Source organism: Rhizobium sp. WSM1274, from assembly GCF_025200775.1.
GTDB lineage: Bacteria > Pseudomonadota > Alphaproteobacteria > Rhizobiales > Rhizobiaceae > Rhizobium > Rhizobium leguminosarum_I.
In genome coordinates, this window is record NZ_CP104138.1 from 1,072,847 (window position 1) to 1,097,672 (window position 24,826).

A 24,826-nucleotide genomic window follows, 5' to 3' on the forward strand; every position below is an offset into this window, starting at 1 on the left:
CATGATGACCGTCAGCGCCGCCATCGCTAACGTCCGCAGCCTCCTGATGAACCAGGCGGTTTTGCTCCTCAATGCAGGCATGCTGGGGCTTGGAACGTTGATGACGGCCATTCTCGGCTTCGTCTACTGGTGGTTCGCAGCGCGTACATTCTCGGCCGAAGCTGTTGGGCTCGCCGCCGCCGCCATATCGTTGATGAATCTCCTCGCGAATCTCGGTGAAGTCGGTCTCGGACCCTTCCTGATGGGCGAGATGGGCCGTCAGCAAAGAGCAGGCCCGTTTCTGACGGGCGCCCTCCTGGCCTCGTTCAGCGCCTCCATCGTGGTGGGGCTGATCTATCTTGCTATCGCAGCCTGTACATCGACCCAGCTTGGCTCGATCGTCGGTTCCTCCGCGACCGATCTCTTCTTCGTCGCGGCTTGCGCTCTGACGGCTGTGACGCTCGTGCTCGACCAAGCCATGGTCGGCCTCCTGCGGAGCGGCCTTCAACTGGCCCGGAATGTCGTCTTCGCCGCCAGCAAGCTTTTTCTCCTGATCGCTCTCGGCCTGACAATTGGCCGGGCGACCAACGAACTGGCGATCTTCACCACCTGGTTTGCCGGGCAGCTTGTCTCGCTGGTCGTCGTGGCCGGGCTTCTTGTCTATGCCGGCAGGCGCGTCTTCCACCGGCCGGAGATCCGCGCCTTCCGCCCGATGCTCGGACAGGTTTTCGGCCATCACGCGCTCAGCATGGCTGTTCAGGCGCCGGCGCTGCTGCTGCCTTTCGTCGTCACGGTGATGCTGTCTGCTGAGATCAACGCCGCCTTCTATGCCGCCTGGACGGTGCTGAACGTTGCGCTTCTCGTCCCTGCGTCACTCGCCTCGGTGTTGTTTGCCATCGCTGTGCGGGAGCCAGAGCTATTTCCCGCGCGCCTGCGCCTGTCGCTCGGCTTGTCGATGCTGGTCTGCGCGGCGACCGCCTTGGCGTTCCTCTTCCTGTCGCGCTTCATGCTCTGGATATTCAATCCGGCCTATGCTGTGATTGCAGGAAATGGCCTTCAGTTTCTGGGCGTTGCCGCTTTCGGAATGGCGTCGAAGTATCATTATCTGGCGGTTCAACGTGTCCGACGGCGCCTGGGCTTTGCCACGCTCGTTCTGATCGGCGGTGCGGTGTTGGAGATCGTGGCCGCCGCCGGCGGTGCGCGATTCGGGATCGCAGCCACAGCCGACTTCTGGGTCATTGCTGTTTCGCTGGAAGGCCTGCTTCTGTGCCCGGCATTGTATTGGGCCACACGGCGCACTGCGACGCCGTCCATCGCCGCGCCATCAACGGCTGGCGGTGTCTCGACATACGGCAATTCCCTCGACCAGACAGACCAAATCGGAATTGCGTCACGGGCTTGAAAGGGAGTTTCTTAGCATGAGGCGTATTCACCGTTTCCGGGATTTCGCTATCGGCGCTGCGGCGCTGGCGCTTTTTTGGTCTGCTCAAGTCGGATCTGCGGACGCGCAGTCATCCGCGCAGCAATCTTTCGTCACGACGAAAGAGGGGGGCTTCCTGCTGGACGGCAAGCCATTTCGCGTGGCCGGCGTGAACAACCATTATCTGACATTTGGCTCGTCAGGCGAAGTCACCCGCGTATTGGACGATGCCACGGCAATGGGCGCCAATGTGGTGCGCACCTTCCTGCAACCGGTTATAGGGTCGCTGGACGGCCAGGTGCCGACGATCTGGAATTCAAAGAGCACGGCCGATTCCGGCAACCTCGGAACCAAGGGCATCTATATGATGAGTTGGGATCCGATAACCAACAAGATGGTTCCCAACGACGGACCTGACGGCCTGCAAAAGGTCGATTACCTCATCGCGGAAGCGGCGAAGCGCAAGCTTAAGCTGATCCTCGCATTCGTCGATTTCTGGGCCTACACGGGCGGTGCCCAGCAGATGAACGCCTGGTACGGGAGTTCGGACAAATACACCTTTTTTGCCGCTGATCCGCGAACCCGACGCGATTACAAGGAATGGGTTCGGCATGTTCTGTCGCGCGTCAACACGATTACCGGTGTGCGCTATTCCGACGACCCCACCATATTTGCCTGGGATCTGGCCAACGAACCTGACATCCATCCCAAACCGCTCCTTTATGAGTGGGTGTCGGAAATGTCAGCCTATGTCAAATCCCTGGCGCCGAAACAGCTCGTCACGACGGGCCATGGGAACATGGATCAGAAGCTGGCGGATATGAATATTCCGAGCGTTGATTTCGGCACGTGGCATGGCTACCCATCCTACGCCAAAATGAGCCATTCCGATTTCGATGCCCGCATTCGCGAATACTGCGCGATCGGGCGAAGCATCGGAAAACCGGTGATCCTGGAGGAGTTTGGAGTTCCGCGATCCGATGCCGATCAGGCAAACGCCTATGGAACTTGGCTGAATACGATCGCCACCTCGGATTGCGGAGGTTGGGTGGTCTGGCGGCTCACCAGCACGCAGGATTCGGGCCTCTATCCCCAGGACGACTACGACAAATTCGACATCCATAACGATGGGAGCCCTGCTTGGCAGGCTCTGCGCGACGCCGCCCTCAAGCTTCAATAATCGGTCCACCGAAGCCATTCCGCCGTCCAGCATTAACGCATGTCGCGGGTACGGCACCGGGTGTTGCCATTCGATTTGATGGCTGCCAACAACATGTGGCATATCGCTCGACGGCGGAAACCGATTTCAAGACGAAAACGGGCGTGACACGACGATCGGAAGCGCGCCCGCGAACCGGGATGGTCGCGCGAACGCACAAGGGATAGCGATCTCAACGGCGTATTGACCTAAATGCTTCCATATTTTCTTGCGATCTAAACTGGGCCTGCAGCTTCGCCAAATATTCGCGGAATATCCGGGATATCGGGGACAAACCGGAGATTTTTCGAAGGTCAGCAGTCGGCAATATGAATAATGCGGACGGCTCGCTCCCAGATGCGATATCGTAAATCATCATCGGGCTAGCCCGAATCGAAATAGGGATTGCGGCAGTGAACTCTTCACGCTTTCTTCAATCAATCGTCGAAGCCGAATCCCAAGATACACGCTTGAATTTCGCCCGCGCCGCGAGTTTTCAGCTCTATAGTGCTTGCCTGCCAACCGGATCTGCGCCGGCTCAGTTTTCCGTCGAACTCACCCTATCTGAAAAAGAGGCGGTCACGCTTGTCGTGCGGCCGTTCGTCAATAATATCGAAGCACTTGGCGGGCTTGTGAAATCCCTGTTTTCGACAAACGCGGAGACCGAACTGCGAGCCGTTCCATGCAGGGTGGAGGATAAGGTTGGATCCGGCATTGGATTGATACTTTTCGTCGACGATGAGCCGATGATTACCATCGGATCTCTTGCAGATGATACCGGACTGTTTCTTCGCCAGATCGAACCCGCATCCAGGAACACGCCCGGCGTTGCCACAATCGGTACGGTAGTAGGCCAACGACTTGCCAGTGTGGTTCCTATTCCGACTGGATCTCTCCATCTGCGTAAGCCAAAATAAATATCGCTGACCAATCAGGGTATCAGCAGGATGCTGCCCGCCGAACGTCCGGACTCCATCTCTTCGTGCGCCTTCGCAACATCGGCCAAACGATATTCGGCACCGATCTGCGCGACGATCCCTGTTTCCATCGCGCCGACGGCAGCGAAAGCAGCCTCGCGATACTGTCCGATGTCAGCGCACCAGGCCATGATACTCGGATGGCAGAGCGCCTTGCCCGGGCGCAGTTCCTCGACGGGCACCGGTGGAATAGCACCGGCGGCCTGGCCGATGGTGACGGCCATGCCGAATGGGCGGACAGAGCGTAGGCTCTTGAGAAGCATGTCGCCGCCGATCCCGTCATAGGCGACGTCGACACCAAGCCCGTTCGTCAGCCGCTTCACGTCCGAGACGATATCGGCGCCTCGTCCAACAATGAGGTGATCGGCTCGATAAGATGCGGCGAGTGCGGCCCTTTCGGAAGAGCCGACCGTCCCGATCACCGTGGCATCGAGCGATTTGGCCCAGCGAACGAGGATGCTTCCAAGCCCGCCCGCAGCAGCATGGATCAGAACCTGTGTTCCTGCACGCACATCATAGGTCTTTTTCAACAGCATGTAGGCGGTCATGCCTTTGAGCAGCGAACTCGCTGCCGTTTTCGCCGAAACGGCATCCGGAAGCTTGATCGCCCTTTCGGCGGCAATGTTCCTCGTGGAGCGATAGGCTCCAACCGGAGGCCCGGCATAGGCAACGCGGTCACCCTTTTGGAACATGGAAACGCCAGGACCGACGTCTTCGACGATGCCCGCCGCCTCGGCGCCGATCACCGAGGGGTAGGAAGGCATGGGGTAGATGCCCTTGCGGTGATAGACGTCGAGAAAGTTGGTTCCGATCGCCTGATGACGGATCTTGATCTCACCATCGCCGGGAGGTTCACAATGGTGATGCTCCTCGACATGGAACTGGGTGACGTCACCGGGGGCGCTCAGCCATATGATTTGGTCGGTCATCTCTCGTGCTCCTTCATGGGCGCAAATTAACCGATGGCGTGATGTGTGAAAATTCCCTATAGCTTCACAATGATTGGGAGAGAATTCACACAACTCGACTGGGACGACCTTCGGCATTTCCTGGCGCTCGCGCAGTCGGGAACGTTGCTTGGCGCCGCAAAGCAGCTCGGCGTCGAACATGCGACGATCAGCCGGCGCATTTCGTCGCTTGAAGCCAGTCTCGGACGCAAGCTGGTAGACCGCCGCGGACGGCGCATCATTTTGACTTCGGACGGAGAGCAGGTTGCCAGGCACGCAGCTCTTGTCGCCGCGCAGACTGCGGCAATCGAGCAGCTTGGCCGCAGCAGTGCCACGGAATTGCGTGGCCATGTGAGGATCAGCGCGCCGCCCGCTCTCTCAAGTGTGCTGCTCGCAAAGCCGATCGCCGCCGTCAGGCGAGACCATCCGGGTGTTCAGATTACCCTCGTCGGAGAAAAGCGCCTCGCGTCGCTGAATAGACGAGAGGCGGATATCGCCGTGCGCATGTCGCGTCCCGAGGACGGCGATTACGCCATCGTCAAGCTCGGCGAAATGAGCTTCCATCTCTACGCATCAAGGACCTATCTCGAAACGGTTTCCCCGTCGGACTGGACCTTCATCGGTTACGACGAAACCATGAACGCCTCACCGCAGCAACTGCGGCTGACCGAACTGGCCGCCGGCCGGCCGATCGCGCTGCGGTCGTCCGTTCTGGAGTTCCAGGCCGCAACGGCAAGCCTTGGCGCCGGTGTCGTCATGCTCCCCGATTTCGCCGCCCCGGGGCCCAGCGGTCTCCAGCGCATCGAGACCGAACAGGTTTTGACAAGAGAGGTCTGGCTGGTTGTCCATTCTGATATCAAAGACGTCCCCTCCGTCCGCGTCGTCGTCGATGCGTTGAAGAGCGCTCTCGGCAAGTAGTGCTCAGTTGGCCGGGGCAGCAAAGGGAGAGGCAGTCATTGAACGCGTCGGCAGCGTGGCATCCGGACTGAAAGCCCGTGCGCTCACCGACCTTCCCGCGTCAATTCATTTCAATGGGAGGGTTGGATGGCTTTGAAAGTGCTCTACCGCTTCGTCAAGCTGCACCCAATTATGTTTGGATTGTTCGAAGACTGACATGGCAGGTGGCGCGAAGGCCGGGTCGGCAAGGGAGCCGACCGCCACCCCGATCCAGGACGCCGCAGCATCGGCCTGCCAATAGACGGTCGAGCCGCAGGTGGGGCAAAAATGCATTCGGACCTTGCGACCGCTCTCGGCGGTACGAATGAATTCTGTAGACATTCCGGAGATTTCGACACAGCCGATCGCGTAGAAAGCATTTGCGCTGAACGGCGCGCCAGTTCTCCGCTGGCAAGCCAAACAGTGACACAGCGCAGTCAGTTGTGGCGGCTCGCTGAGCGTCAGTCTCAGAGCGCCGCAGGCGCATTGGGCATTGGCCATGGAAACTCCTCCCGCTTGCGCGGTGAAATTGCGTTGAATGGGGGTGAAGCGCAGGCCCGAACCGCAAATGGTGAGGGTGGGCGATGCAAAGGGGCTGAGACCTGATACAATTTCAGGCTCACAGAGGCTCAAATGTAGATCGCGGAAATGCCGAAGTCTAGAGGGTGACCCATCTGGCCACTTCAGGCCGGAGGGCATGCGGAGCCCTGATCACTAAGTCTGAGATTCTGATCTGTTCGTCGCCGTTCGACAGGCAATTCGCCAGCCCGCAGCCAGCAGATTCGGCCTCGCATAAGGGGCCAGTCTTGCTGGCCCCTTATCCCTTATCCCCTGTCAGATATCGCTTGCGGCACTCGACCAAAGGTCGGCGGCTTCGGCTGCCGTCATGCGCCGTACATCGGCCTCGTGGCTGCGGCTGGCGAAGAGTTCGCTTGCCATGATCTGCTCGGCAAGATCGGCCGGAAGCGAGAGGATGACGCGGGCTTCGCCATTGTGCAGGCCGCCGAGTTCGCTGCGCTTGCCGGTCACCATGCCGCCGGCGACCGTGTTGTTGGTCTCCGGATCGATCAGGATGAAGGAGCCGGAAAGCCGGTTCTGCTCATAGGGGTCGAAGATCGCCGCTTCGTCGAAGACGAGCCGGACTTTGCCGATGGCGTTCATGTAGAGCCGCTGGGCGGAATTCCAGGCGCCGGTCTTCAGCTCCAACTGGCTGAGCGGCTGCACCTGGACACGCTGGCGGCGGCTGCCGCTCTTCAGCCAGTAGCGTTTGCCGGGCTCGATTCCCTCCGGCTGCAGCGCGACGATCTGCGCGTCGAAGGCAAGGCCGACCTGTGGCTGGGCGTCGATTGAGACGATCATGTCGCCGCGCGCCACATCCACCTGGCGGTCGAGCACCAGGGTGATCGCGTCGCCGGCAACGGCCGCGTTGCGGACGAGATCGAAGGTGACGATCTTCGAGACGTTGGCGACCATGCCCGACGGCAGGATCATGACGCTGTCGCCCGGTTTGACCGAGCCGCCGGCAACCGTGCCCTGATAGCCGCGGAAGCTTTCGCCCGGACGCGACACGCGCTGCACGGAAAGGCGGAAGCCGACCGTCTGCGACGAGCGCACGGTGGCAAGTTCCAGCGTCTCCACCAGCGACGGGCCGGTATACCAGGGCATGGCGGCCTGGCCGGAATAGACGACGTTTTCGCCCTTCAGCGCCGACATCGGAATGGCGGTGATCTGCTTGACGCCGAGCGACAGGGCAAATTCCCGGAAGTCATGGCTGATCTTGTCGAAGCCGGCGCGGTCGTAGCCCGTCAGGTCGATCTTGTTGACGGCAAGCACGAACTGTTTGATCCCGAGCAACGAGGCGATCGTCGCGTGACGGCGCGTTTGTTCCAGAATGCCGAGGCGCGCATCGACGAGCAGGATCGCGAGATCGGCGGTCGAGGCGCCGGTCGCCATGTTGCGGGTATATTGCTCATGGCCGGGCGTGTCGGCGACGATGAAGGAGCGCTTGTCGGTCGAGAAATAGCGATAGGCGACATCGATCGTGATGCCCTGTTCGCGCTCGGCCTGCAGGCCATCGAGCAGCAATGCGAAGTCGGGCAGGCCGAGATCGTTCTGCTTGCCGGTGGAATCGCGCTGCAGGGTGGCGGCCTGGTCTTCCTTGACCGCCTTGGTGTCCCAGAGCAGGCGGCCGATCAAGGTCGACTTGCCGTCATCGACGCTGCCGCAGGTAATCAGGCGCAGCGGCCTGGTATCGCGCTGAGCCTTGAGCGGCTCGGCGGCGGGCAGGCTGACGACGGTTGCGGCCGAGACGGCGGTTTGGGCTGCGGTCATCTCAGAAATATCCTTCACGCTTCTTCTTTTCCATGGAGCCGGACTGGTCGCGATCGATGGCGCGGCCCTGGCGTTCGGACACCGTTGCAATTTCGAGTTCGGCAATCACCTCTTCGAGGGTGGTGGCCTGTGAGCGGATGGCGCCGGTCAGCGGGAAATCGCCGAGGGTGCGGAAGCGGATCATGCCTTCCTGGCGGACTTCGCCGGGCAGCAGTTCCAGGCGCGGATCTTCGGCCAGGATCATCATGCCGTCGCGCTCCACGAAGGGCCGCTTCTTGGCGTAGTAGAGTGGCACCAGCGGAATGTCCTCGGCCTGGATGTAGCGCCAGATATCGACCTCGGTCCAGTTCGACAGCGGGAAGGCGCGCACGCTCTCGCCCTTGCGGATCATGCCGTTATAGATGTTCCAGAGTTCCGGCCGCTGGTTGCGGGGATCCCAGCGATGGTCGGGCGTGCGGAAGGAATAGATGCGCTCCTTGGCGCGGCTGGCTTCCTCGTCACGCCGCGCACCGCCGAAAGCGGCGTCGAACTGGCCGGCATCAAGCGCCTGGCGCAGCCCCTCGGTCTTCATGATGTCGGTGAAGGCGGCCGATCCATGTGTAAACGGCGTGATGTTTTCGGCTTTGCCGCGCGGATTGATGTGCTCGATCAGATCGAGATCATACTTCTTCGCGGTCTCGTCGCGGAAGGCGATCATCTCGGAGAATTTCCAGCCGGTGTTCACATGCAGCAGCGGGAAGGGCACGCGGCCGGGATAGAAGGCCTTGCGCGCCAGGTGCAGCAGCACCGAGGAGTCCTTGCCGATCGAATAGAGCATGACGGGACGCTCGAATTCGGCCGCAACCTCGCGGAAGATGTGAATGGATTCGTTTTCCAGCGCTTTCAGATGCGGGTCGAGCGGCGCCTTGGCGCTCTGCGGATTGCTGAGTTCCGTATCCGGACGGCTATCGGGCATGTGTTACTCCAGGCTATCGGTCGTTTGCGGGTGCCCGCAAAGCAATTCCTTGATGTCGGCTTTCCCGGGATTGTTGGCTTTCCCAGGGAATGTTGACTTTCCCAAGGCTGCGGCGGTGGCCCGCGCCCTGATTGGGAAAGCCGTGGGGTGATTTACTGTGCGGCGATCGCTGCGGCCTCTTCGGCGACGTGCAGGCCGCATTCGCGCGTTTCGTCCTGCTCCCACCACCAGCGGCCGGCGCGTTCCGGTTCGCCGGGCTTGATCGCCCGGGTGCAGGGCTCGCAGCCGATCGAGGGATAACCGCGGGCGTGCAGCGGATTGACCGGCACGCCGTTTGCGGAAACGAAGGCCTTGATCGCCTCCAGGTCCCAATCGGCGAGCGGATTGACCTTCAGCAGGTGGCGTTCGGCGTCGTATTCGGCAAAAGGCGTTTCGGCACGGTTGGCCGATTGGCCGCGGCGCAGGCCGGTGATCCAGATCGCAGCACCTTCGAGGGCACGCGCAAGCGGCTTCAGCTTGCGCATTCCGCAACAGGCGTGGCGCGCTTCGACGCTCTCGTAGAAACCGTTGAGGCCGTATTGCGCCGCATAGGCGTCGATATCGGCCTTCTCGGGCTCGAAACGATGGATATCGATGTCATACTGGCTTTCGGTCTCGTCGATCAGCGACAGCGTCTCGGCAAACAACCGGCCGGTCTGCAGCGTCGCGATATCGATCGGCAGGCGGTGCGTGCCGATCTCGGCAGTGATCACCTGGTCCTCGATGCCGAGTGACGTCGTGAACACCACGCGGCCGCCAAGGCCGGAGACCAGCGACAGACGTCCGGCAAGGTCGAGACCCGCCAGTCTGTCGTTCAGCGCCGCAGCTTCCGCAATCGGCCCTTCTTCCGCAATCCTATTGATAGCAGTCATGAGAATCCTGTCCTTTGTTATCAGGAGTATCGCAGTTCACGCTTGGATCGGACAGAAAAAGGGATTTCGAAAGCTGTGGCCGGAGGAGCAAATATCTCTCCGAAGCTGCCGCGATGCAGAAAAGCAGCCGCCTGCGGATGAAAATCCACATCGGCAGCTCGAATGTCTATAGAAATAGTAGAGTTACACGCAGCCTGTCAATCGGAAATCTGAAGTGATGCCGAAAATCGTGCAGAAGGCGCGGTTTTGGCATAGATTAAGCGCGCTTGGCCGAGGGCGAAAAACAAGGCCAAAACGCTTGTCTCTCAAGGCTTTCTCCGGTGCGTTCAAATTCCGTTCATGCTGGTTGTGCCATAGAGGTGAAAGTACTTCCGTAGCGGTGCGGGAATTCGCGCCGCCTGTGTGTGTCGATGGTCAAAAATGATTACGCAAAAGGCGAAATATGCGCTGCGCGCGCTCACGGTCTTGGCTGATGCCGATGCCGACGAACCGGTGATGATTTCCGATATCGCGGCGCAGCAAAAGATCCCGAAAAAGTTCCTCGAACAGATCCTGCTCGACCTGAAACATCACGGCGTCGTCGTCAGCCGTCGCGGCAAGCAGGGCGGTTATCTCCTGCTGAAGCCCGCCCACACGATTACCTTCGGCGAGATCCTGCGCATCATCGACGGCCCGATCGCGCCGCTGCCGTGCCTCTCGATCACTGCTTACCGCAGATGCGACGATTGCGACGGCGAACAGAATTGCCAGATCCGCCACGTCTTCGCCAAAGTCGCCGACGCCACCCGCAAGGTGCTGTTCTCGACAACGATCGCCGATGCCATCGCCCCAAAGCACGGCGCCGAAGTCACCCGGCTGCTGGCCTGAGCATACGCCCGCCTCTTTCTTCAAGATTTGGTGAAATACCTTTTCCTCCGGCTCCGATGCTCCACCTGCCTGCTCATGCTGGTAGGGAGAATATCATGTTTGGAATTTCAGCACAGCGAGTAGTGGCTGCGGCCATACTCTCGGTGGCCGTAGCGACAGGCGCGGCCGCTCATCACGGCTGGTCCTGGGCCGAGGCGGATCAGATCGAACTGCGCGGCACCATCGACAAGATCTCCATGGGCGGCCCGCATCCGACGCTCGATGTCGCCACCGCCGATGACGGCGTCTGGCTCGTCGAACTCGGCAATCCGCGCCAGACGGAACGCTCCGGTTTCGTCGAAGCTGTGGCCAAGCCCGGCGACCAGGTGGTGGCCCTTGGAAATCGTTCGCAGGATGCAAAAGAGAAGCGGCTGAAGGCCGTGCGCCTCACCATCGGCGAGAAGCGCTATGATATCTATCCCGACCGCATCAAGACGAACTGACCTCTGGGCGAACTGACCTGTCGTGATGGACACTCTCGAATGGCTGTCGGCGACCACGCCTGCGCTCGCGCTCCGGCGCTCCGCAACGCTCTACATGTTCGTCAACGCAGCCCATATCCTGGCGATCGGCCTCTTGGTCGGCGCCATCCTGCCGCTTGATCTGAGGCTCGCCGGCTTCTTCCGCAAGGTTCCGGTTGAGATCGTCGCGCCGTTTCTGTCACGCGCCGCCGCTGTCGGCCTTGCCGCGGCTGTTGCCACCGGCTTCTGCCTCTTCAGCGCCCGGGCGGTCGAATATGTCGCCAATCCCGCCTTCCTTGCCAAGCTTTGCCTGATCGCCATCGGCCTTCTCAACCTGTCGATCGTTCATTTCGGGCGAGCCTGGAAAACGGCGGTGTCGACAGGCATCGTCCGGCCCGGCCTGCGCTTCTCCGCCGCCCTGTCGGCCGCGATCTGGATCGCCGCCCTCATAGCCGGACGGTGGATCGGTTTTCTCTGAAACCGGATAACCGGATCAGCGGTCGCTCACCGCCCAGCGCGGGTTGACCCACGGTTCCTGGTTCGAGCGCGCCAGCGGCTGTTTGCCGAGGATATGGTCGGCCGCCTTCTCGCCGGTCATAATAGAGGGTCCGTTCAAATTGCCATAGGTGACGTGCGGAAAGATCGAGCTGTCAGCGACGCGCAAGCCATCGACGCCGATCACCCGCGTTTGCGGATCGACCACCGCCATCGGATCGTCCTTGGCGCCCATCCGGCAGGTGCCGCAAGGGTGATAGGCGCTTTCCAGATGTTCGCGCAGGAAGGCGTCGATTTCATCATCGCTCTGCACGCCTTCGCCCGGCTGGATCTCCGGCCCGCGATAGTCGTTGAAGGCGCTCTGCCCGAAGATTTCGCGGGTGAGCCGCACGCAGTGGCGGAATTTCTCCCAGTCCTCCGCGTGGCTCATATAGTTGAAGCGCAGCACCGGATCGGCCTTGGGATCGGCGGAGCGCAAGCTCACGCTGCCGCGCGATTTCGACAGGTTGTAGCCGACATGAACCTGGAAGCCGTGGCTCTTCGCCGCCGCCTTGCCGTCATAGCTGATCGCCACCGGCAGGAAATGGTACTGGATATCGGGTTGCTTCAGCCCTGCTGCAGACCGCAGGAAGGCGCACGCCTCGAATTGATTGGAGGCGCCGAGCCCGCCGCGCGAGAGCAGCCATTGTGCGCCGGCCACGCCCTGCCAGAACCACGGCAGCCAGGAATAGAGCGACACCGGCTTGGTGCTGACCTGCTGGAAGTAGAATTCCATATGATCCTGCAGATTGGCGCCGACCCCCGGCCGGTCGGCCTTCACCGGAATGCCCATGTCCTGCAGATGTTGGCCGGGACCGATGCCCGACAGCATCAAGAGCTTCGGTGAGTTGAAGGAGGAGGCCGAGACGATCACCTCGCGGTTCGCCTTCACCACCTCCATTCTGCCCTTGCGTTCGATCTCGACGCCTGTGGCACGCCCGTCCTCGATCACGATCCTCTGCGCAAAGCCGTAGATGATCTTGACATTGTCCCGCCTCAGCGCCGGTTTCAGATAGGCGTTGGCGGCAGACCAGCGGCGGCCGCCGAAGATGGTCTGCTCCATCAGGCCGAAGCCTTCTTGCTTGCTGCCGTTATAATCCTCCGTCGCCTCGAAACCCGCCTGTTTGCCGGCCTCGACGAAGGCGCGGAAGAGCGGATTGGTGAAGCCGCCACGCTGGACATGCAGCGGCCCGTCTGTGCCGCGCCAGCCCTCTTCGCCGCCATGCGAATGTTCCATCCGCTTGAAATAGGGAAGCACGTCGGCATAGGCCCAGCCGCTGGCGCCGAGCTCCTCCCAGCGGTTGAAATCCTCGGCATGGCCGCGCACATAGACCATGCCGTTGATCGAGGAGGAGCCGCCGATCACCTTGCCGCGCGGCGCCGTGATACGCCGATTGTTGAGGTTCGCCTCCGGCTCGGACAGATAACCCCAATTATATCGCTTCATGCTCATCGGCCAGGCAAGGGCCGCCGGCATCTGGATGAACGGTCCGAAATCGCTGCCGCCCGCCTCGATGACGATGACACTGTTCTTGCCGTCTTCCGACAAGCGGTAGGCGAGGGCGGAGCCGGCGGAGCCCGAGCCGATGATGACGAAATCTGCTTGTTGCATGACGTTCCCTTAGATTCTTTTGCAACGGTCCCGAAAACCCCGGGCATTAAGACCCCGCCCCAAACCCCTCCCCACAAGGGGGAGGGGCTTAACTTGCTGCACCGCCTCACTCGACAATCAGCGCCACAAGCGATGAGATTGAAGAGGGATAAAACCGGTGCCCCATATTAGTCCCTCCCCCTTGTGGGGAGGGGTTGGGGAGGGGTCTCAATCCCTTCAGTACGGCGCCACCACCGGCCCCATGCCGACATAGACCGTCTTCAGCTCGGAATAATGCTCCAGCGCGGCCAGCGAATTCTCGCGGCCGAAGCCGGATTGTTTCGATCCGCCGAAGGGGATTTCCACCGGGCAGAGATTATAGGTGTTGATCCAGAGCGTGCCCGCTTCCAGCCGGTCGACGACGCGGTGGGCGCGGGTGAGGTCGGCAGTGAAGACGCCGCCGGAAAGACCGAATTCGCTGGCATTGGCGCGGGCAATCACCTCGTCCTCGGCGTCGAAGTCGAGCACACACATGACCGGCCCAAAGATCTCCTCGCGGGCGATGGTCATGTCGTCGGTGACGTCGGCAAAGATAGTCGGCTGCACGTAATAGCCTTCGCCGGAGACGTTGTTCGGAATGCCGCCGCCGGCAATCTGGCGCGCGCCCTCGGCCTTGCCCTTCTCGATGTAGGAGATCACTTTCTCGCGCTGCGCCCAGGAGACCATCGGTCCGACCTGCGTCGCCTCGTCCATCGGGTCGCCGATCAGCATCGCCTCGGTGCGGACCTTCAGCCGCTTCAGGAATTCGGCCTTGACGGTCTTCTGCACGAAAACGCGCGTGCCGTTCGAGCAGACTTGGCCGGTCGAATAGAAATTGCCGAGCATCGCGCCGCCGACCGCCGAGTCGAGATCGGCATCGTCGAAGACGATGAGCGGCGACTTGCCGCCGAGTTCCATCGTCACGTGCTTGAGGTTGCCGGCGGCAGCCGCCGCCACCCTGCGCCCGGTCGGCACCGAGCCGGTCAGCGACACCTTGGCGACATCGGGATGGTTGACGAGCAGCGGCCCGGTGTCGCGGTCGCCCTGGATCACATTGAACAGCCCCTTCGGCAGTCCCGCCTCGTGCAGGATCTCGGCGATCTTCAGCGTCCCGAGCGGTGTGTTCTCGGACGGTTTGAACACCATGGCATTGCCGCAGACGAGCGCCGGCGCCGCTTTCCAGCAGGCGATCTGCTGCGGATAGTTCCAGGCGCCGATGCCGACGCAGACGCCGAGCGGCACCCGCTTGGTATAGGCAAAATCCTGGCCGAGCGGGATATGCGAACCGTTGAGACCGGCCGGTGCAATGCCGCCGAAGAATTCGAAGGCATCCGCACCCGAGGCCGGGTCGGCGACAACAGTCTCCTGGATTGGCTTGCCGGTGTCGAGCGTTTCGAGTTCGGAAAGTGCCCGGTTTCTCTCGCGCATGATCTCGGCCGCCCGTTTCAGGATCCGCCCGCGCGCCATTGGGCTCATCGCCGCCCATTCCGGCTGGGCGCGTTTGGCCGCGGCGATCGCCCGTTCGACGATCGCGGGCGTTGCGGCATGCAGCCGGGCGATCACCTCGCCGGTCGCGGGATAGAGGCTCTCGATGACGGTGCCGTCGGTATCCTCGACATATTCGCCGTCGATGAAGTGCGAGGCTTTCGGCTGGGCTTTCATGTCATTTGTCCCTTGGGTGGTTCGATGTGGTCGTCACTTCTCCCGCCGGGAGAGGGGAGGTGGTGGCCAAAAGCGCATTCAGATAATCTTCCGTCAGCGCGATCGAGGCTTCAATGCCGATCGGCGCCGATTTCAGACTTTGCCTGATATAGAGCCCGTCGATCATCGCCGCAGCGCCTTCTGCGATGCGTTCTGCGGCGTCGGCGGGCAGCAGCGCCTTGAGATCGGCCAGCAGATTGGAGCGCAGCCGCCTGGCATAGATCACCAGAAAGCGGCGGGTCTCTTCCGAGCGCTGCGCTTCGGCGTAAAAGGCAAGCCAGGCGGCAATCGTGTCCGGCGCGAATTGGTCGGCGTGGAAGCTGACGCGGATGATGGCCGAAAGCCGCGCGCGCGGCGTTCTGGCGGCCTTAAGCGCCGCCAGCGTGTCGCTGCGCAATTGTCTCAGAAGCGAGCGGATCGTCTCGATCAGCAATTGTTCTTTGCTGCCGAAATAATGATGCGCCAGGGCTGCCGATACGCCGGCCTGCCGAGCGATATCGGACATCGTGACGGTTAGCGAGCCGTGATCGCCGATCACCCGCAGCGCCGCGTCGACAAGCGCCTTGCGGCGCACCGGCTCCATTCCGACTTTCGGCAACAGACCACTCCTTGAAATCAGCAGCAGGTTATTTTTGATTGACTGATCAATCAATAAAAATCTTTCTCGATTTGATTCAGCGCAGATCTTTTCCTGAAAAATTGCTGCAGCATATGTTGAATCCAACAGGAGGTGCGTCATGGCCGATGTCTTCGAGGGAACGCCGACATCTTCGCTGCAGTCGAAATGGATCTGGTTCGCCGGCCTCGGCGTGCTGCTGCTCGTCTGCGGTCTGATCGCGCTCGGCAATCTGATGCTCGCCACCGTCGTCTCGGTCTATTATGTCGGCATGCTGATGCTGTTCGGCGGCGTGATCTATCTCGTCCATGCCTTCCAGGTGCGTGGCTGGGATCATGTTCTGTTCTGGATGCTGAGCGGCCTGCTCTACGTGCTCGCCGGCATCTGCGCCTTCGTCAATCCGATCCTCACTTCGGCGGCGCTGACGCTGTTTCTCTCGCTCGCACTGGTCATCGCCGGCGTCTTCCGCACCTGGGTCGGCATGCGCATGAAGCCGGTCAAGGGTTGGCGCTGGATCGTCGCAAGCGGCGTCATCACCGCCCTTGCGGGTTTCGTCATCGCGCTCGGCTGGCCGGTGAACAGCCTCTGGATCCTCGGTCTGTTCCTGGCCGCCGATCTCATCGTCCAGGGCTCGACGATGATCGCCTTCGGCCTCGGCATCCGCAGTTGAAACTGATGCCGCTGACCGCTCTTTTTTGACAAGACCCGTTCTTTTTTGACAAGACTAGGACAGGGGATTAGACTTAAGGGGTTATGGGCCGATCCAGCACGCGGACGGTCCGATGTGCGAATGCACCAAGGCACCGGCGAGATCGCCGAGAATGCTGAAGATGGTCATGCATCCCCCAGAGACAGGGTTCTGCCTGATCAGAAAAGGGAGGAAGTTCATGCCGATGGTCACCGTTTCCATCTCTCCGCAACAGGCAGCGGGCATCCGCGCCGCCGTCGATAATGGCGGCTATGCCTCGAGCAGCGAGGTCGTTCGCGAGGCGCTTCGTCTCTGGGATACCGCCCGCAAGCTCAATGAGTTCCGGGACGATATGCTAGACGACGACGCTCCATCCGGCGGCAGATGCGTCGCCGACATGTTCGCCGATCACGAGGCGGAGCGCCGTCGCTCCGCCTGAGCAAGCATCTGATTGCATTGGAAAAATGGAATAAACGCGGAGCGCGTAGGACGCCCTTGCCCGTTTCATAAAACTTTCACACTGGCGAAAGAGTTCATTGACCGTTCTGCGGCATGTTCCGGACGAAAAGAACAAGTCACAGTGGAGATCAGCCCCAATGAAAACCGGGATGTCCTTGGCTGCCACCGTCGCGCCGGATGTCCTGCGCCGCTACGCCAGCGATCAGATCGTAACCCTTGCCAAGCTCGTGGTCGAGAACGCCTTCCAGCCGATCGTCGAGGCCGGCACCGGCACGGTCTTCGGCTACGAATCCCTGATGCGCGGCCAGGACCGCATCGGCTATGATACGCCGGTCGAAATCCTTGATGAAGCCCATCAGTTGGGCCAGCTGCTGCAGCTCGAACAGATGGTCGCCAGCCGCGCTCTCGCCAAATTCGCGACGCTGTCGAATTTCTCCACCTCGACGCTGTTCCTCAATCTCGATGTCCGGCTCATCCCGCATGGCGAAAGCCTGGTCGAGACCCTGCTGCAACACCTGCGCAAGGCCAATATTCCGCCATCCTCCGTCTGCTTCGAATTCTCCGAGCGTTTCGACAATACCAGCGTGCCGGAATTTTCCGGCCTGGTTTCCAGGTTGCGCAAGGCTGGTTTCAAGCTGGCGATCGACGATTTCGGCGTCGGCAATGGCGAGATGAAGCTGCTCTGCGACTATCCCGTCGATTATCTCAAAATCGATCGTCATTTCGTCGCCGAGATTGACCGCAGCCCGCGCAAGCGTCATCTCTTGAAAAGCATCGTCAACATTGCCCACGTGCTCGGCACACGCGTCGTCGCCGAAGGCATCGAGACCGAGGCCGAATTCATCGCCTGCCGCGAATATGGCGTCGACCTCGTCCAGGGCTGGTTCATCGCCCGTCCGACAACGCATATATCGGAGCTGGCGCCGTCCTTCCCGCATCTGCAGGAGCTCGGCAAGAGCAAGCGGGGCAGTCAGTCGCTCGACGAAATCCTCATCCGCAAGCAGATCGAGCTGCTGCCTACGGTCTACGAGAATGACAGCATCGACAACGTCTTCGAACTCTTCCGCCGCAATCCGCGCCAGGCCTTCTTTCCTGTCCTCAATGCCAATGACGAGCCGCGCGGCATCATCCACGAGCATCACCTCAAGGAATATATCTACCAGCCTTTCGGCCGCGATCTCCTGAAGAACAAGATGTATGAGCGCAGCATCTCGCATTTCGTCGAGATGGCGCCGATCGTCGGCCTCGACAGCGACGCCGAACAGCTGATGGCGATCTTCGCCAACATGGAAGGCAGCAACTGCCTGATCCTGACCGACAATATGCGTTATGCCGGCGTCGTCTCCGCCGCCTCGCTGATCAAGGTCATCAACGAGAAACAGCTGAAGACCGCGCAGGACCAGAACCCGCTGACCGGCCTGCCGGGCAATCGCGCCATCCGCGATTTCATGCGTCAGTCCGGCCGCGACGGCGATGAGCTCCGCCACTTCTGCTATTGCGACTTCGACAATTTCAAGCCGTTCAACGATGCCTATGGCTTCCATCTCGGCGACCACGCAATCTCGCTGTTTGCCGCGCTGATGCGCCGCTATTTCTTCGCCGAGCGCCATTTCCTCGGCCATGTCGGCGGCGACGATTTCTTCATCGGCATTGTCGGCTGGACCAAGGAGGAACTGACGGAGATCCTCGACCGGCTGATCAGCGATTTCCACGACGACGTGCGCGATCTCTATTCCGACGAGGACCGCGCCGCCGGCCGCATCCTCGGTCACGACCGCACCGGTGTTGAAGCTTTATTCCCGCTGATGCGCTGCTCGATCGGCGTCATCGAACTGCCGGGAGGCCTCGTCATCGACGATATCAACCGCGTCAGCGCCGAGATCGCCATCATCAAATCGGCCGCCAAGGACAGCGAGGAAGGTCTCGTCTTCCATTTGCTGGGCGAGGCGAATTGACGCCTTTGCCACGTCGTGCCTTCCAAAGCCTGCGGGGCTGATTTATTCCGGTTGCTTCCGATTAGGGAGGAGCCGGTCATGCCTTTGCCTCAGGATATGCGTTTCGTCGATCTGCCGTCCTTCGGCGGACCGGAGGTGATGGTAATCGGCAAGAGGCCGCTGCCTGTGCCCGGCGACGGAGAGGTCCTGGTGCGCGCCGAGGCGATCGGCGTCAACCGCCCCGATATTGCCCAGCGCCAGGGCAGCTATCCCGCGCCCAAGGATGCGAGCCCGATCCTCGGCCTGGAATTGTCGGGCGAAATCGTTGCCGTCGGCCCCGGCGTCCGCGGCTATGGCGTCGGCGACAAGGTCTGCGGGCTCGCCAATGGCGGCGCCTACGCCGAATACTGCCCGCTGCCGGCAGGCCAGATCCTGCCCTTTCCCAAGGGTTATGACGCGGTGAAGGCGGCAGCTTTGCCTGAGACCTTCTTTACCGTCTGGGCCAACCTCTTCCAGATGGCCGGGCTGACGGAAGGCGAGACGGTGCTGATCCATGGCGGTTCCAGCGGCATCGGCACGACGGCGATCCAGCTCGCCCGCGCCTTCGGTGCCGAGGTCTACGCGACGGCGGGCTCGAAGGAGAAATGCGAGGCTTGCGAAAAGCTTGGCGCCAAACGCGCGATCAACTACCGGACCGAAGATTTCGCCGAGGTGATCAAGGCCGAGACCGGCCACGGCGTCGATATCATCCTCGACATGATCGGCGCGGCCTATTTCGAGCGCAACATCGCCTCACTGGCGAGGGACGGCTGCTTGTCGATCATCGCCTTCCTTGGCGGCGCGATCGCCGAAAAGGTCAATCTCTCGCCGATCATGGTCAAGCGCCTGACGGTCACCGGCTCCACCATGCGGCCGCGCACGGCGGAAGAAAAACGCGCCATTCGCGACGATCTGCTCTCCGAGGTCTGGCCGCTGCTCGCCGCCGGCACCGTCGCTCCCGTCATTCACAAGGTCTTTGCCTTCGACGAGGTCGTCGAAGCCCACCGGCTGCTGGAAGACGGCAGCCATGTCGGCAAGATCATGCTGCGCGTTGGGTGAGCGTTAGCGAGATGCCGACGGCAAGAACACCGGGCAGCGCCATCAATAGATAAAGCCAGTGCGCCGCCGACAGCGCGCCTGATATGCCGCCGGGCTCGACGAGGCCGGCGCCATTGGCGATGACGCCCGCAAAGGCCGCACCGAAGGCGCCGCCGAGCGAACTCATTGTCGGGATCGCGGCAGAAGCCTTGTCCTTCTCGTTGTCGGCGACGAGTTTCAGCACCATGGCGACGAGATGCGCCCAGCCGAGCCCGATGCCGAAGCCCATCATGAGCATGCCGATCGCCGCCGGCACGATGAGGAGCATATGCCCCTCGGGATTGTCCTTGGCCAGGAAGACGGCGAGGCAAGCGGTCGCCGCCGCTTCGATGAGGGCGCCAATGACGATTGCCCAATAGGCCCGTCTGCCGGTCAGCGAGCCGCTGAGGAAGGCAGCGAATGTCCAGCCGAGGGCAACGAGCGCCACCAAATAGCCCGACAGGAGTGGCGCCACCCCATGCAGGGTCTGCAGGAAATAGGGAATGAAGACGTCGCTGACGAGCACGACGGTCATGGCGAGCATCGTCAGATAGACACGTGCAATCGGCCGGGAAAGGCTGACGGCGCCGGACGGCAAGAGCCGGTTCGGGCTTCGGCCCTCGATGAAGAGCATGCCGGCGACCGCGACGACCGCGGCCGCGATCAAAGCGATTTTCGCGCCCGTCGTCTCGATCGCGCCGGCCGCGCTCACCATCAGCACGGCGGCAAGCAGCAGTCCGATCTGGGCAATCGGGGTCTTCTTCTGCTCGCGGTCGTCCTCGACCTCGGGCAGAAGCCGCGGCGCCAGGAACGCCATCAGAAGGCCGAGCGGCACGAGCACGATGAAAGCATAGCGCCAGGCGTGACCCGAAGAGAAGAAGCCACCGAGCGTCGGCCCGATGACGGTCGAGCCCCCCCAGATCGCCGCATAGAGCGTCGAGGCCTTCGGCCATAGCGGCTCGGGATAAACGAAGCGGATGAAGGCATAGCCGAGTGCTGCAAGCGCGCCTGTTCCCAGACCCTGCACCGCGCGTCCGATCAGCACCACCGGCATCGACGGTGCGGCTGCGGCAATCAGGCTGCCGACGCCGAAGACCAGTGCTGCGATCACATAGACGGAGCGAAGTCCGATCCCGCGCGGCCGCATGGCGACGAAGATCGAGCCGAGCACCGCGGCGGCGACGAACAGGCTGGTGACCCAGGAAAACAGCGCGAGGCCGCCGATATCGCGCACGATCGAAGGCGCGATCGTCGCCATGATGTAACTCTCCACCGCATAAAGCGTCACGCCGCCGGCCAGCATCAAGGTTGCCGGGAGGTGCTCGGGCAGGAAGAGGCGGAAAACGGAGCTGGGGTTCGGGATGGCTGCTGTCTGGTCGAGATTCGACATGGGAGGACCCCGAGATTTTTGCTGGCGAAGGATTATTTTCCAAGTTATAAATTGGAAAATTACATGCCGCCTCGAATTAAACAAGACTTGACTTGGAAAATATGCGTCAGTCCCCAGCCAACCGGATCCTGATCCTGATAAAGACCGACGGCCCGCAGCTTGCCGCCGCGATCGGCGATGCGCTCGGCATATCAGGCGAAGCTGCCCGCCAGCAGCTGTCGAAGATGGCGGAGGAGGGCCTGGTGGAGCCGGTCACCGTTGCCGCCGCGGGCCGGGGCCGGCCGCGTCAGCTCTGGCACCTCACAGCCAGCGGCAACCACCAGTTCCCGGATGGCCATGCCGAGCTGACGGCAAATCTCCTCGGCACGCTCGTCGAACAGCTCGGCCCCGCAGCCCTCGATACCGTGATCTCCGCCCGCGAGGCCGAGACGCTGCAGCGCTATCGGCAGGAGCTCGGCAAGGCGCATGACCTCGCCTCGCGCGTCGAGGCCCTTGCCGCGATCCGCACCCGCGAGGGCTATATGGCCGATCAGTGGCAGGAGGCCGACGGCTCCTTCATGCTGGTCGAAAACCACTGCCCGATCTGCGCCGCCGCCACCGCCTGCGCCGGCTTCTGCCGCTCCGAACTCGAAACCTTCCGCGCCGTCCTCGGCGCCGATCTCGAGCGCAGCGAACACATCCTCCTCGGCGCCCGCCGCTGCGCCTATCGCATTAAGCCGCATTGAGGCGTCGTGATGCAATGTCGCCCATCCAGTAGCTTCCCACCCTCAGTCATTCTCGGCCTCGAGTTACTGCCGGCTGGTGCCAATGGCTGCCCGTCACCCTAACCCTCTCCCCGTTCTGACGGGGAGAGGCGACGTGCCATGCGAGAGCGAGGTGGGAACGGAGAGGGCGCGACAATGTCCCTTCGCCCCGTTTACGGGGAGAAGGTGCCCGTAGGGCGGATGAGCATCTGTGTTTGGTGTCAAGGTGGATTTGGTGTCCAGATGCGGTTTTTGGTGATGAGGGTGTTTGCCAGGACGATGAGCTTTCTCATGACGGCGACGAGGACGACCTTATTGGGTTTTCCGACTTTCTTCAGCCTTGCGGCGAAGCGTGCGAGGTCCGGGTTGTGACGAGAGGCGGACAGGGCGGCCATGTAGATGGCGTTCCTGGGTGCTGGGCGTCCGCCCCTGATGGAGCGATGTCCGGCCCGCTCGCCACTTTCGCAGGCAATCGGCGCAAGGCCGGTCAGCATGGCGGCCTGCTTGCCGGAGCAGGCGCCAAGTTCGCAAAGGCCAGCGATCAGGCTTGCGGCGGTGACGGCTCCGATGCCAGGAATGGAGATGAGGATGTCGAGGCGGCGGCGCATCTCGGGATCGGCGCAGATGCTGCGCTCGATCTCGGCGTCCAGTCTTGCGATATGGGTGTCGAGCGCGGCAAGCCGGCGCGTCAGTTCCTTGCGCAGGAAAGCGGTCACGGCCGTCTTCATCCGGTTGGACAGGGCGGTGCGTTCGCCATTGGCGGCAGATCGGGCATTGACCAGTTCCTGCAGGGTTTCCAGCGCTTGGTCCGGCGGTGGGGTCTGTGCGGGCTTGAGGGCTTCTCCCATGATGGCCAGAAACCGCGAATCGAGCCGATCGGTCTTGGCGAGAAAGCCGCAGGCTTTGGCAAACAGCCGGGCGCGCAGCGGATCGACGACCGACACGTAAAAGCCATCGGCATGCAGCGAGCGCTGGACGGCGCGATGCCACTTGCCGGTCGCTTCCATGACGATACGCAGCGCCGAGCGCGGCATCTGGTCAAGCGCATCGAGCTCCCGCTTGAGGCGGCGCAGGCCGGCCGTGTCGTTGGTCACCCGAAAACTGCGGCCGAGAGGATGCAGATGAATGTCCAGCCACTCTTTACAGACATCGATGCCGACATAAACTGTCGCCATCGCGGTGCGTTCGGACGATACCTTGCCTTGCATACGGGACCTGCTCCCCACTATCTGTTCAGGACAAACGCGAAGGACGGGCGGACCAGGCTCATCCCCGGTTCACGCCAAGGGGGTTACGGTCCCGCCCGTCCGACCCCTGGGGGATGGCCATCCCCCAGGGGTCGCACCCATCATCAACGGATGCAGTTTGAACATGCAAGGGGCCGGTTTCGGCAATCTCCTGGGCCGAGTTGTGTCTCAAGCGCCGCGGAACACCTCCCCGCCGCGTGACCGTATCGCTCGCAAGCGGCTTGCACTTCACGCCAGCTGCCGCGCCTGCCGGCGGCTGCTTTCGAGATAGAGCAGCACTCCAATCGATGCGAGACCCGCGGCCGCGCCGACGAAAGCGGTGCCGGAATAATCGGTGATTGCGGTGCCGAAGGCGAAGAGGCCGGCGCTGATGCCAACCCCAATGAACGTGTTCAGCGAGATCAGCGAGGTTCCAAGCCCCGGCCGGTCCGCGATCAGGTCCTGCAGATAGGTGATCGGCACGCTGAGGATCGCTGCCGCCCCGCAGGCATTGAAGAGGAGGAGTGCATAGATGTGCCAGGGCGCGGAAGCAAAACCGAGCAGCAGCAGATAGACGCAATAGATCAACGCGCCAAAGGCGAGCACATGCACCGTTCGGAAGCGGCGCTGCGCAAAGCCCCACGCCATCATGAACGGCATTTCGAGCAAGGCGGTCAAGCCGGCCATGAAGCCGACATCGACCACGGTGCCGCCGGCCGCATGGGTGATGATCAGCGGCAGGAGCATGCTGTTCAGCCGCTGCAGCCCGAACAGCATCGCCATGACGATAACGCGCGACAGCACATGCGGCACGAAAATCCGCTTTAGCGAAGCAAGGAAGCCGGCTGGATCGGGGGCAGGGCCGCCTGAGCCATTTCCGGGTGCGAAGAAAAAATACAGGCAGAAGCAGGTGCAGCTTGCCAATGCCGCGATCCCATAGGCCGGCGTCATCGACGGCGAACTGACGAGATAGAGGCCGATCAACCCCGGCGCCAGCGCCCATGAGCCGGAAAAGAGTGCCCGCACCGTTGCGGTGATCGCCGCCCCCTGGCCGCGGTCCATCTGGTTGGTCCTGGCGCGCAAGCTGGCGAACAGCAGCGAATAGGTAGAATTGCTCATCGGCACCAGCAACAGCGTCGAGAAGATGAAGATCACGGGGCTATGAAAGATCGCGATCGACCCGAAGCCGAGCATGCCGGCGACGGAAAGCCCGAGCACCAGCGGCCGGCGCTCTTTCAGCCTGTCCGACCAGATGCCGAGCGTCAGGCTCGTCGTAACGTTGACGATTGCCGAGAAGAACACCAGCGCCGAATAGGCGCCATTGCTCAAGCCGAGTTCATTGATCCCGATGATCGACTGGTAGGGCGCGGTCGACGCATAGGTGAAGGCGAGCGCGACGAGTGTCACGGTCGGAATACGGATCCTGTTATCGCGAAGGATCAAGGAAAAGGTGGATGGCATGGGGATGATTCCTGATGCACCACTCTTAGCTGCATCTGACCTATCAGAGAAACGATAGTTTCCGATCGCTTCGGTCAATTTATGTGATGAATATTTGGACGATGTGATTGCCGAACGAGCTCGCAGCGAGGCTCACCCCACCCTCCGTCATCCTCGGGCTTGACCCGAGGATCTACGCTGGCATCCATCAGCACCGGGCATGGATCCTCGGCACAAGGCCGAGGATGACGGAGAGTGGGGTGACGTCCAGCCACATATCGACCCGGTGCTCCATCTGGCGGGCACTCGCGCATGCGCCTAAGCCTAA

General features: G+C 61.7%; 22 protein-coding genes and 1 pseudogene. 12 read left to right on the forward strand and 11 right to left on the reverse strand.

The window, feature by feature from the left end:
- The first annotated feature begins 1 nt into the window (after position 1).
- The 3 genes from N2600_RS05465 to N2600_RS05475 all read left to right on the forward strand — a co-directional run bounded on the left by N2600_RS05465 (position 2) and on the right by N2600_RS05475 (position 3,514).
- On the forward strand, positions 2-1,381 hold the full coding sequence (locus N2600_RS05465; RefSeq protein WP_260298345.1) for a hypothetical protein: 1,380 nt from the start codon (positions 2-4) through the stop codon (positions 1,379-1,381).
- 16 nt (positions 1,382-1,397) lie between these two features.
- Positions 1,398-2,579, forward strand: coding sequence for a glycoside hydrolase 5 family protein (locus N2600_RS05470; RefSeq protein ID WP_170263330.1), 1,182 nt, complete (start codon positions 1,398-1,400; stop codon positions 2,577-2,579).
- Positions 2,580-3,010: 431 nt separating this feature from the next.
- A complete protein-coding gene (locus tag N2600_RS05475) occupies positions 3,011-3,514 on the forward strand; it encodes a hypothetical protein (RefSeq protein WP_260298346.1) in 504 nt (167 codons plus the stop codon).
- 14 nt (positions 3,515-3,528) lie between these two features.
- Here N2600_RS05475 and N2600_RS05480 read toward each other — a convergent pair whose 3' ends face one another.
- On the reverse strand, positions 3,529-4,503 hold the full coding sequence (locus N2600_RS05480) for a quinone oxidoreductase family protein (RefSeq protein WP_260298348.1): 975 nt from the start codon (positions 4,501-4,503) through the stop codon (positions 3,529-3,531).
- Between the two features lie 69 nt (positions 4,504-4,572).
- On the opposite strand from N2600_RS05480, the gene N2600_RS05485 reads away from it, so the two are divergent.
- Entirely contained in the window at positions 4,573-5,439 is an 867-nt protein-coding gene (locus N2600_RS05485; RefSeq protein WP_260298884.1) for a LysR family transcriptional regulator, read from the forward strand.
- A 105-nt stretch (positions 5,440-5,544) separates the two neighbouring features.
- Here N2600_RS05485 and N2600_RS05490 read toward each other — a convergent pair whose 3' ends face one another.
- The 4 genes from N2600_RS05490 to N2600_RS05505 form a co-directional block, all read right to left on the reverse strand.
- Complete coding sequence (locus tag N2600_RS05490) at positions 5,545-5,958, reverse strand: GFA family protein (protein WP_260298350.1); 414 nt, start codon at positions 5,956-5,958, stop codon at positions 5,545-5,547.
- A 333-nt stretch (positions 5,959-6,291) separates the two neighbouring features.
- Complete coding sequence (gene cysN / locus N2600_RS05495) at positions 6,292-7,788, reverse strand: sulfate adenylyltransferase subunit CysN (protein WP_017963421.1); 1,497 nt, start codon at positions 7,786-7,788, stop codon at positions 6,292-6,294.
- 1 nt (position 7,789) lies between these two features.
- Positions 7,790-8,743, reverse strand: a complete 954-nt coding sequence (gene cysD, locus N2600_RS05500; RefSeq protein ID WP_003546395.1) for a sulfate adenylyltransferase subunit CysD — start codon at positions 8,741-8,743, stop codon at positions 7,790-7,792.
- Between the two features lie 152 nt (positions 8,744-8,895).
- Positions 8,896-9,654: a phosphoadenylyl-sulfate reductase gene (locus tag N2600_RS05505; RefSeq protein WP_170258684.1), complete on the reverse strand. Its 759-nt coding sequence runs from the start codon at positions 9,652-9,654 to the stop codon at positions 8,896-8,898.
- Positions 9,655-10,074: 420 nt separating this feature from the next.
- Here N2600_RS05505 and N2600_RS05510 point away from each other — a divergent pair, with 420 nt between their 5' ends.
- The 3 genes from N2600_RS05510 to N2600_RS05520 all read left to right on the forward strand — a co-directional run bounded on the left by N2600_RS05510 (position 10,075) and on the right by N2600_RS05520 (position 11,499).
- Positions 10,075-10,521, forward strand: a complete 447-nt coding sequence (locus tag N2600_RS05510) for an RrF2 family transcriptional regulator (protein ID WP_170258683.1) — start codon at positions 10,075-10,077, stop codon at positions 10,519-10,521.
- 95 nt (positions 10,522-10,616) lie between these two features.
- The gene (locus tag N2600_RS05515; protein WP_170258682.1) at positions 10,617-11,003 is read left to right on the forward strand and encodes a DUF6152 family protein; all 387 of its coding nucleotides are present in this window, start codon (positions 10,617-10,619) and stop codon (positions 11,001-11,003) included.
- A gap of 22 nt (positions 11,004-11,025) precedes the next feature.
- The gene (locus N2600_RS05520; protein WP_170258681.1) at positions 11,026-11,499 is read left to right on the forward strand and encodes a DUF6644 family protein; all 474 of its coding nucleotides are present in this window, start codon (positions 11,026-11,028) and stop codon (positions 11,497-11,499) included.
- Between the two features lie 15 nt (positions 11,500-11,514).
- Here the strand turns inward: N2600_RS05520 and betA are convergent, their stop codons facing one another.
- The 3 genes and pseudogenes from betA to betI form a co-directional block, all read right to left on the reverse strand.
- Positions 11,515-13,167, reverse strand: a complete 1,653-nt coding sequence (gene betA, locus N2600_RS05525) for a choline dehydrogenase (protein ID WP_170258680.1) — start codon at positions 13,165-13,167, stop codon at positions 11,515-11,517.
- A gap of 216 nt (positions 13,168-13,383) precedes the next feature.
- On the reverse strand, positions 13,384-14,847 hold the full coding sequence (betB, locus tag N2600_RS05530; RefSeq protein ID WP_260110428.1) for a betaine-aldehyde dehydrogenase: 1,464 nt from the start codon (positions 14,845-14,847) through the stop codon (positions 13,384-13,386).
- Positions 14,844-15,484: pseudogene (gene betI / locus N2600_RS05535) on the reverse strand (transcriptional regulator BetI). The gene betB and the pseudogene betI overlap by 4 nt, the downstream one beginning before the upstream one ends.
- Before the next feature lie 139 nt (positions 15,485-15,623).
- On the opposite strand from betI, the gene N2600_RS05540 reads away from it, so the two are divergent.
- The 4 genes from N2600_RS05540 (at position 15,624) to N2600_RS05555 (ending at position 19,681) form a co-directional block, all read left to right on the forward strand.
- The gene (locus N2600_RS05540; RefSeq protein ID WP_017963430.1) at positions 15,624-16,172 is read left to right on the forward strand and encodes an HdeD family acid-resistance protein; all 549 of its coding nucleotides are present in this window, start codon (positions 15,624-15,626) and stop codon (positions 16,170-16,172) included.
- A gap of 217 nt (positions 16,173-16,389) precedes the next feature.
- Positions 16,390-16,629 carry a ribbon-helix-helix domain-containing protein gene (locus tag N2600_RS05545; RefSeq protein WP_017963432.1) on the forward strand — a complete coding sequence of 80 codons (240 nt, stop codon included), beginning with the start codon at positions 16,390-16,392 and terminating at the stop codon, positions 16,627-16,629.
- A gap of 157 nt (positions 16,630-16,786) precedes the next feature.
- Positions 16,787-18,604, forward strand: coding sequence for a GGDEF domain-containing protein (locus N2600_RS05550; protein ID WP_260298354.1), 1,818 nt, complete (start codon positions 16,787-16,789; stop codon positions 18,602-18,604).
- 78 nt (positions 18,605-18,682) lie between these two features.
- Positions 18,683-19,681: an NAD(P)H-quinone oxidoreductase gene (locus tag N2600_RS05555; RefSeq protein ID WP_260110431.1), complete on the forward strand. Its 999-nt coding sequence runs from the start codon at positions 18,683-18,685 to the stop codon at positions 19,679-19,681.
- On the opposite strand, the gene N2600_RS05560 is transcribed toward N2600_RS05555, so the two are convergent.
- Complete coding sequence (locus N2600_RS05560) at positions 19,662-21,089, reverse strand: MFS transporter (protein ID WP_260298356.1); 1,428 nt, start codon at positions 21,087-21,089, stop codon at positions 19,662-19,664. The genes N2600_RS05555 and N2600_RS05560 overlap by 20 nt on opposite strands.
- Positions 21,090-21,190: 101 nt before the next feature.
- Here N2600_RS05560 and N2600_RS05565 point away from each other — a divergent pair, with 101 nt between their 5' ends.
- Positions 21,191-21,814 (forward strand): helix-turn-helix transcriptional regulator, encoded by a 624-nt coding sequence (locus N2600_RS05565; protein WP_260298357.1) that lies wholly within the window; start codon positions 21,191-21,193, stop codon positions 21,812-21,814.
- 239 nt (positions 21,815-22,053) lie between these two features.
- On the opposite strand, the gene N2600_RS05570 is transcribed toward N2600_RS05565, so the two are convergent.
- Both N2600_RS05570 and N2600_RS05575 read right to left on the reverse strand, forming a co-directional pair.
- Positions 22,054-23,040 (reverse strand): IS110 family transposase, encoded by a 987-nt coding sequence (locus N2600_RS05570; RefSeq protein ID WP_260298027.1) that lies wholly within the window; start codon positions 23,038-23,040, stop codon positions 22,054-22,056.
- Positions 23,041-23,307: 267 nt separating this feature from the next.
- A complete protein-coding gene (locus tag N2600_RS05575) occupies positions 23,308-24,519 on the reverse strand; it encodes an MFS transporter (RefSeq protein ID WP_222386143.1) in 1,212 nt (403 codons plus the stop codon).
- Positions 24,520-24,826 lie beyond the last annotated feature (307 nt).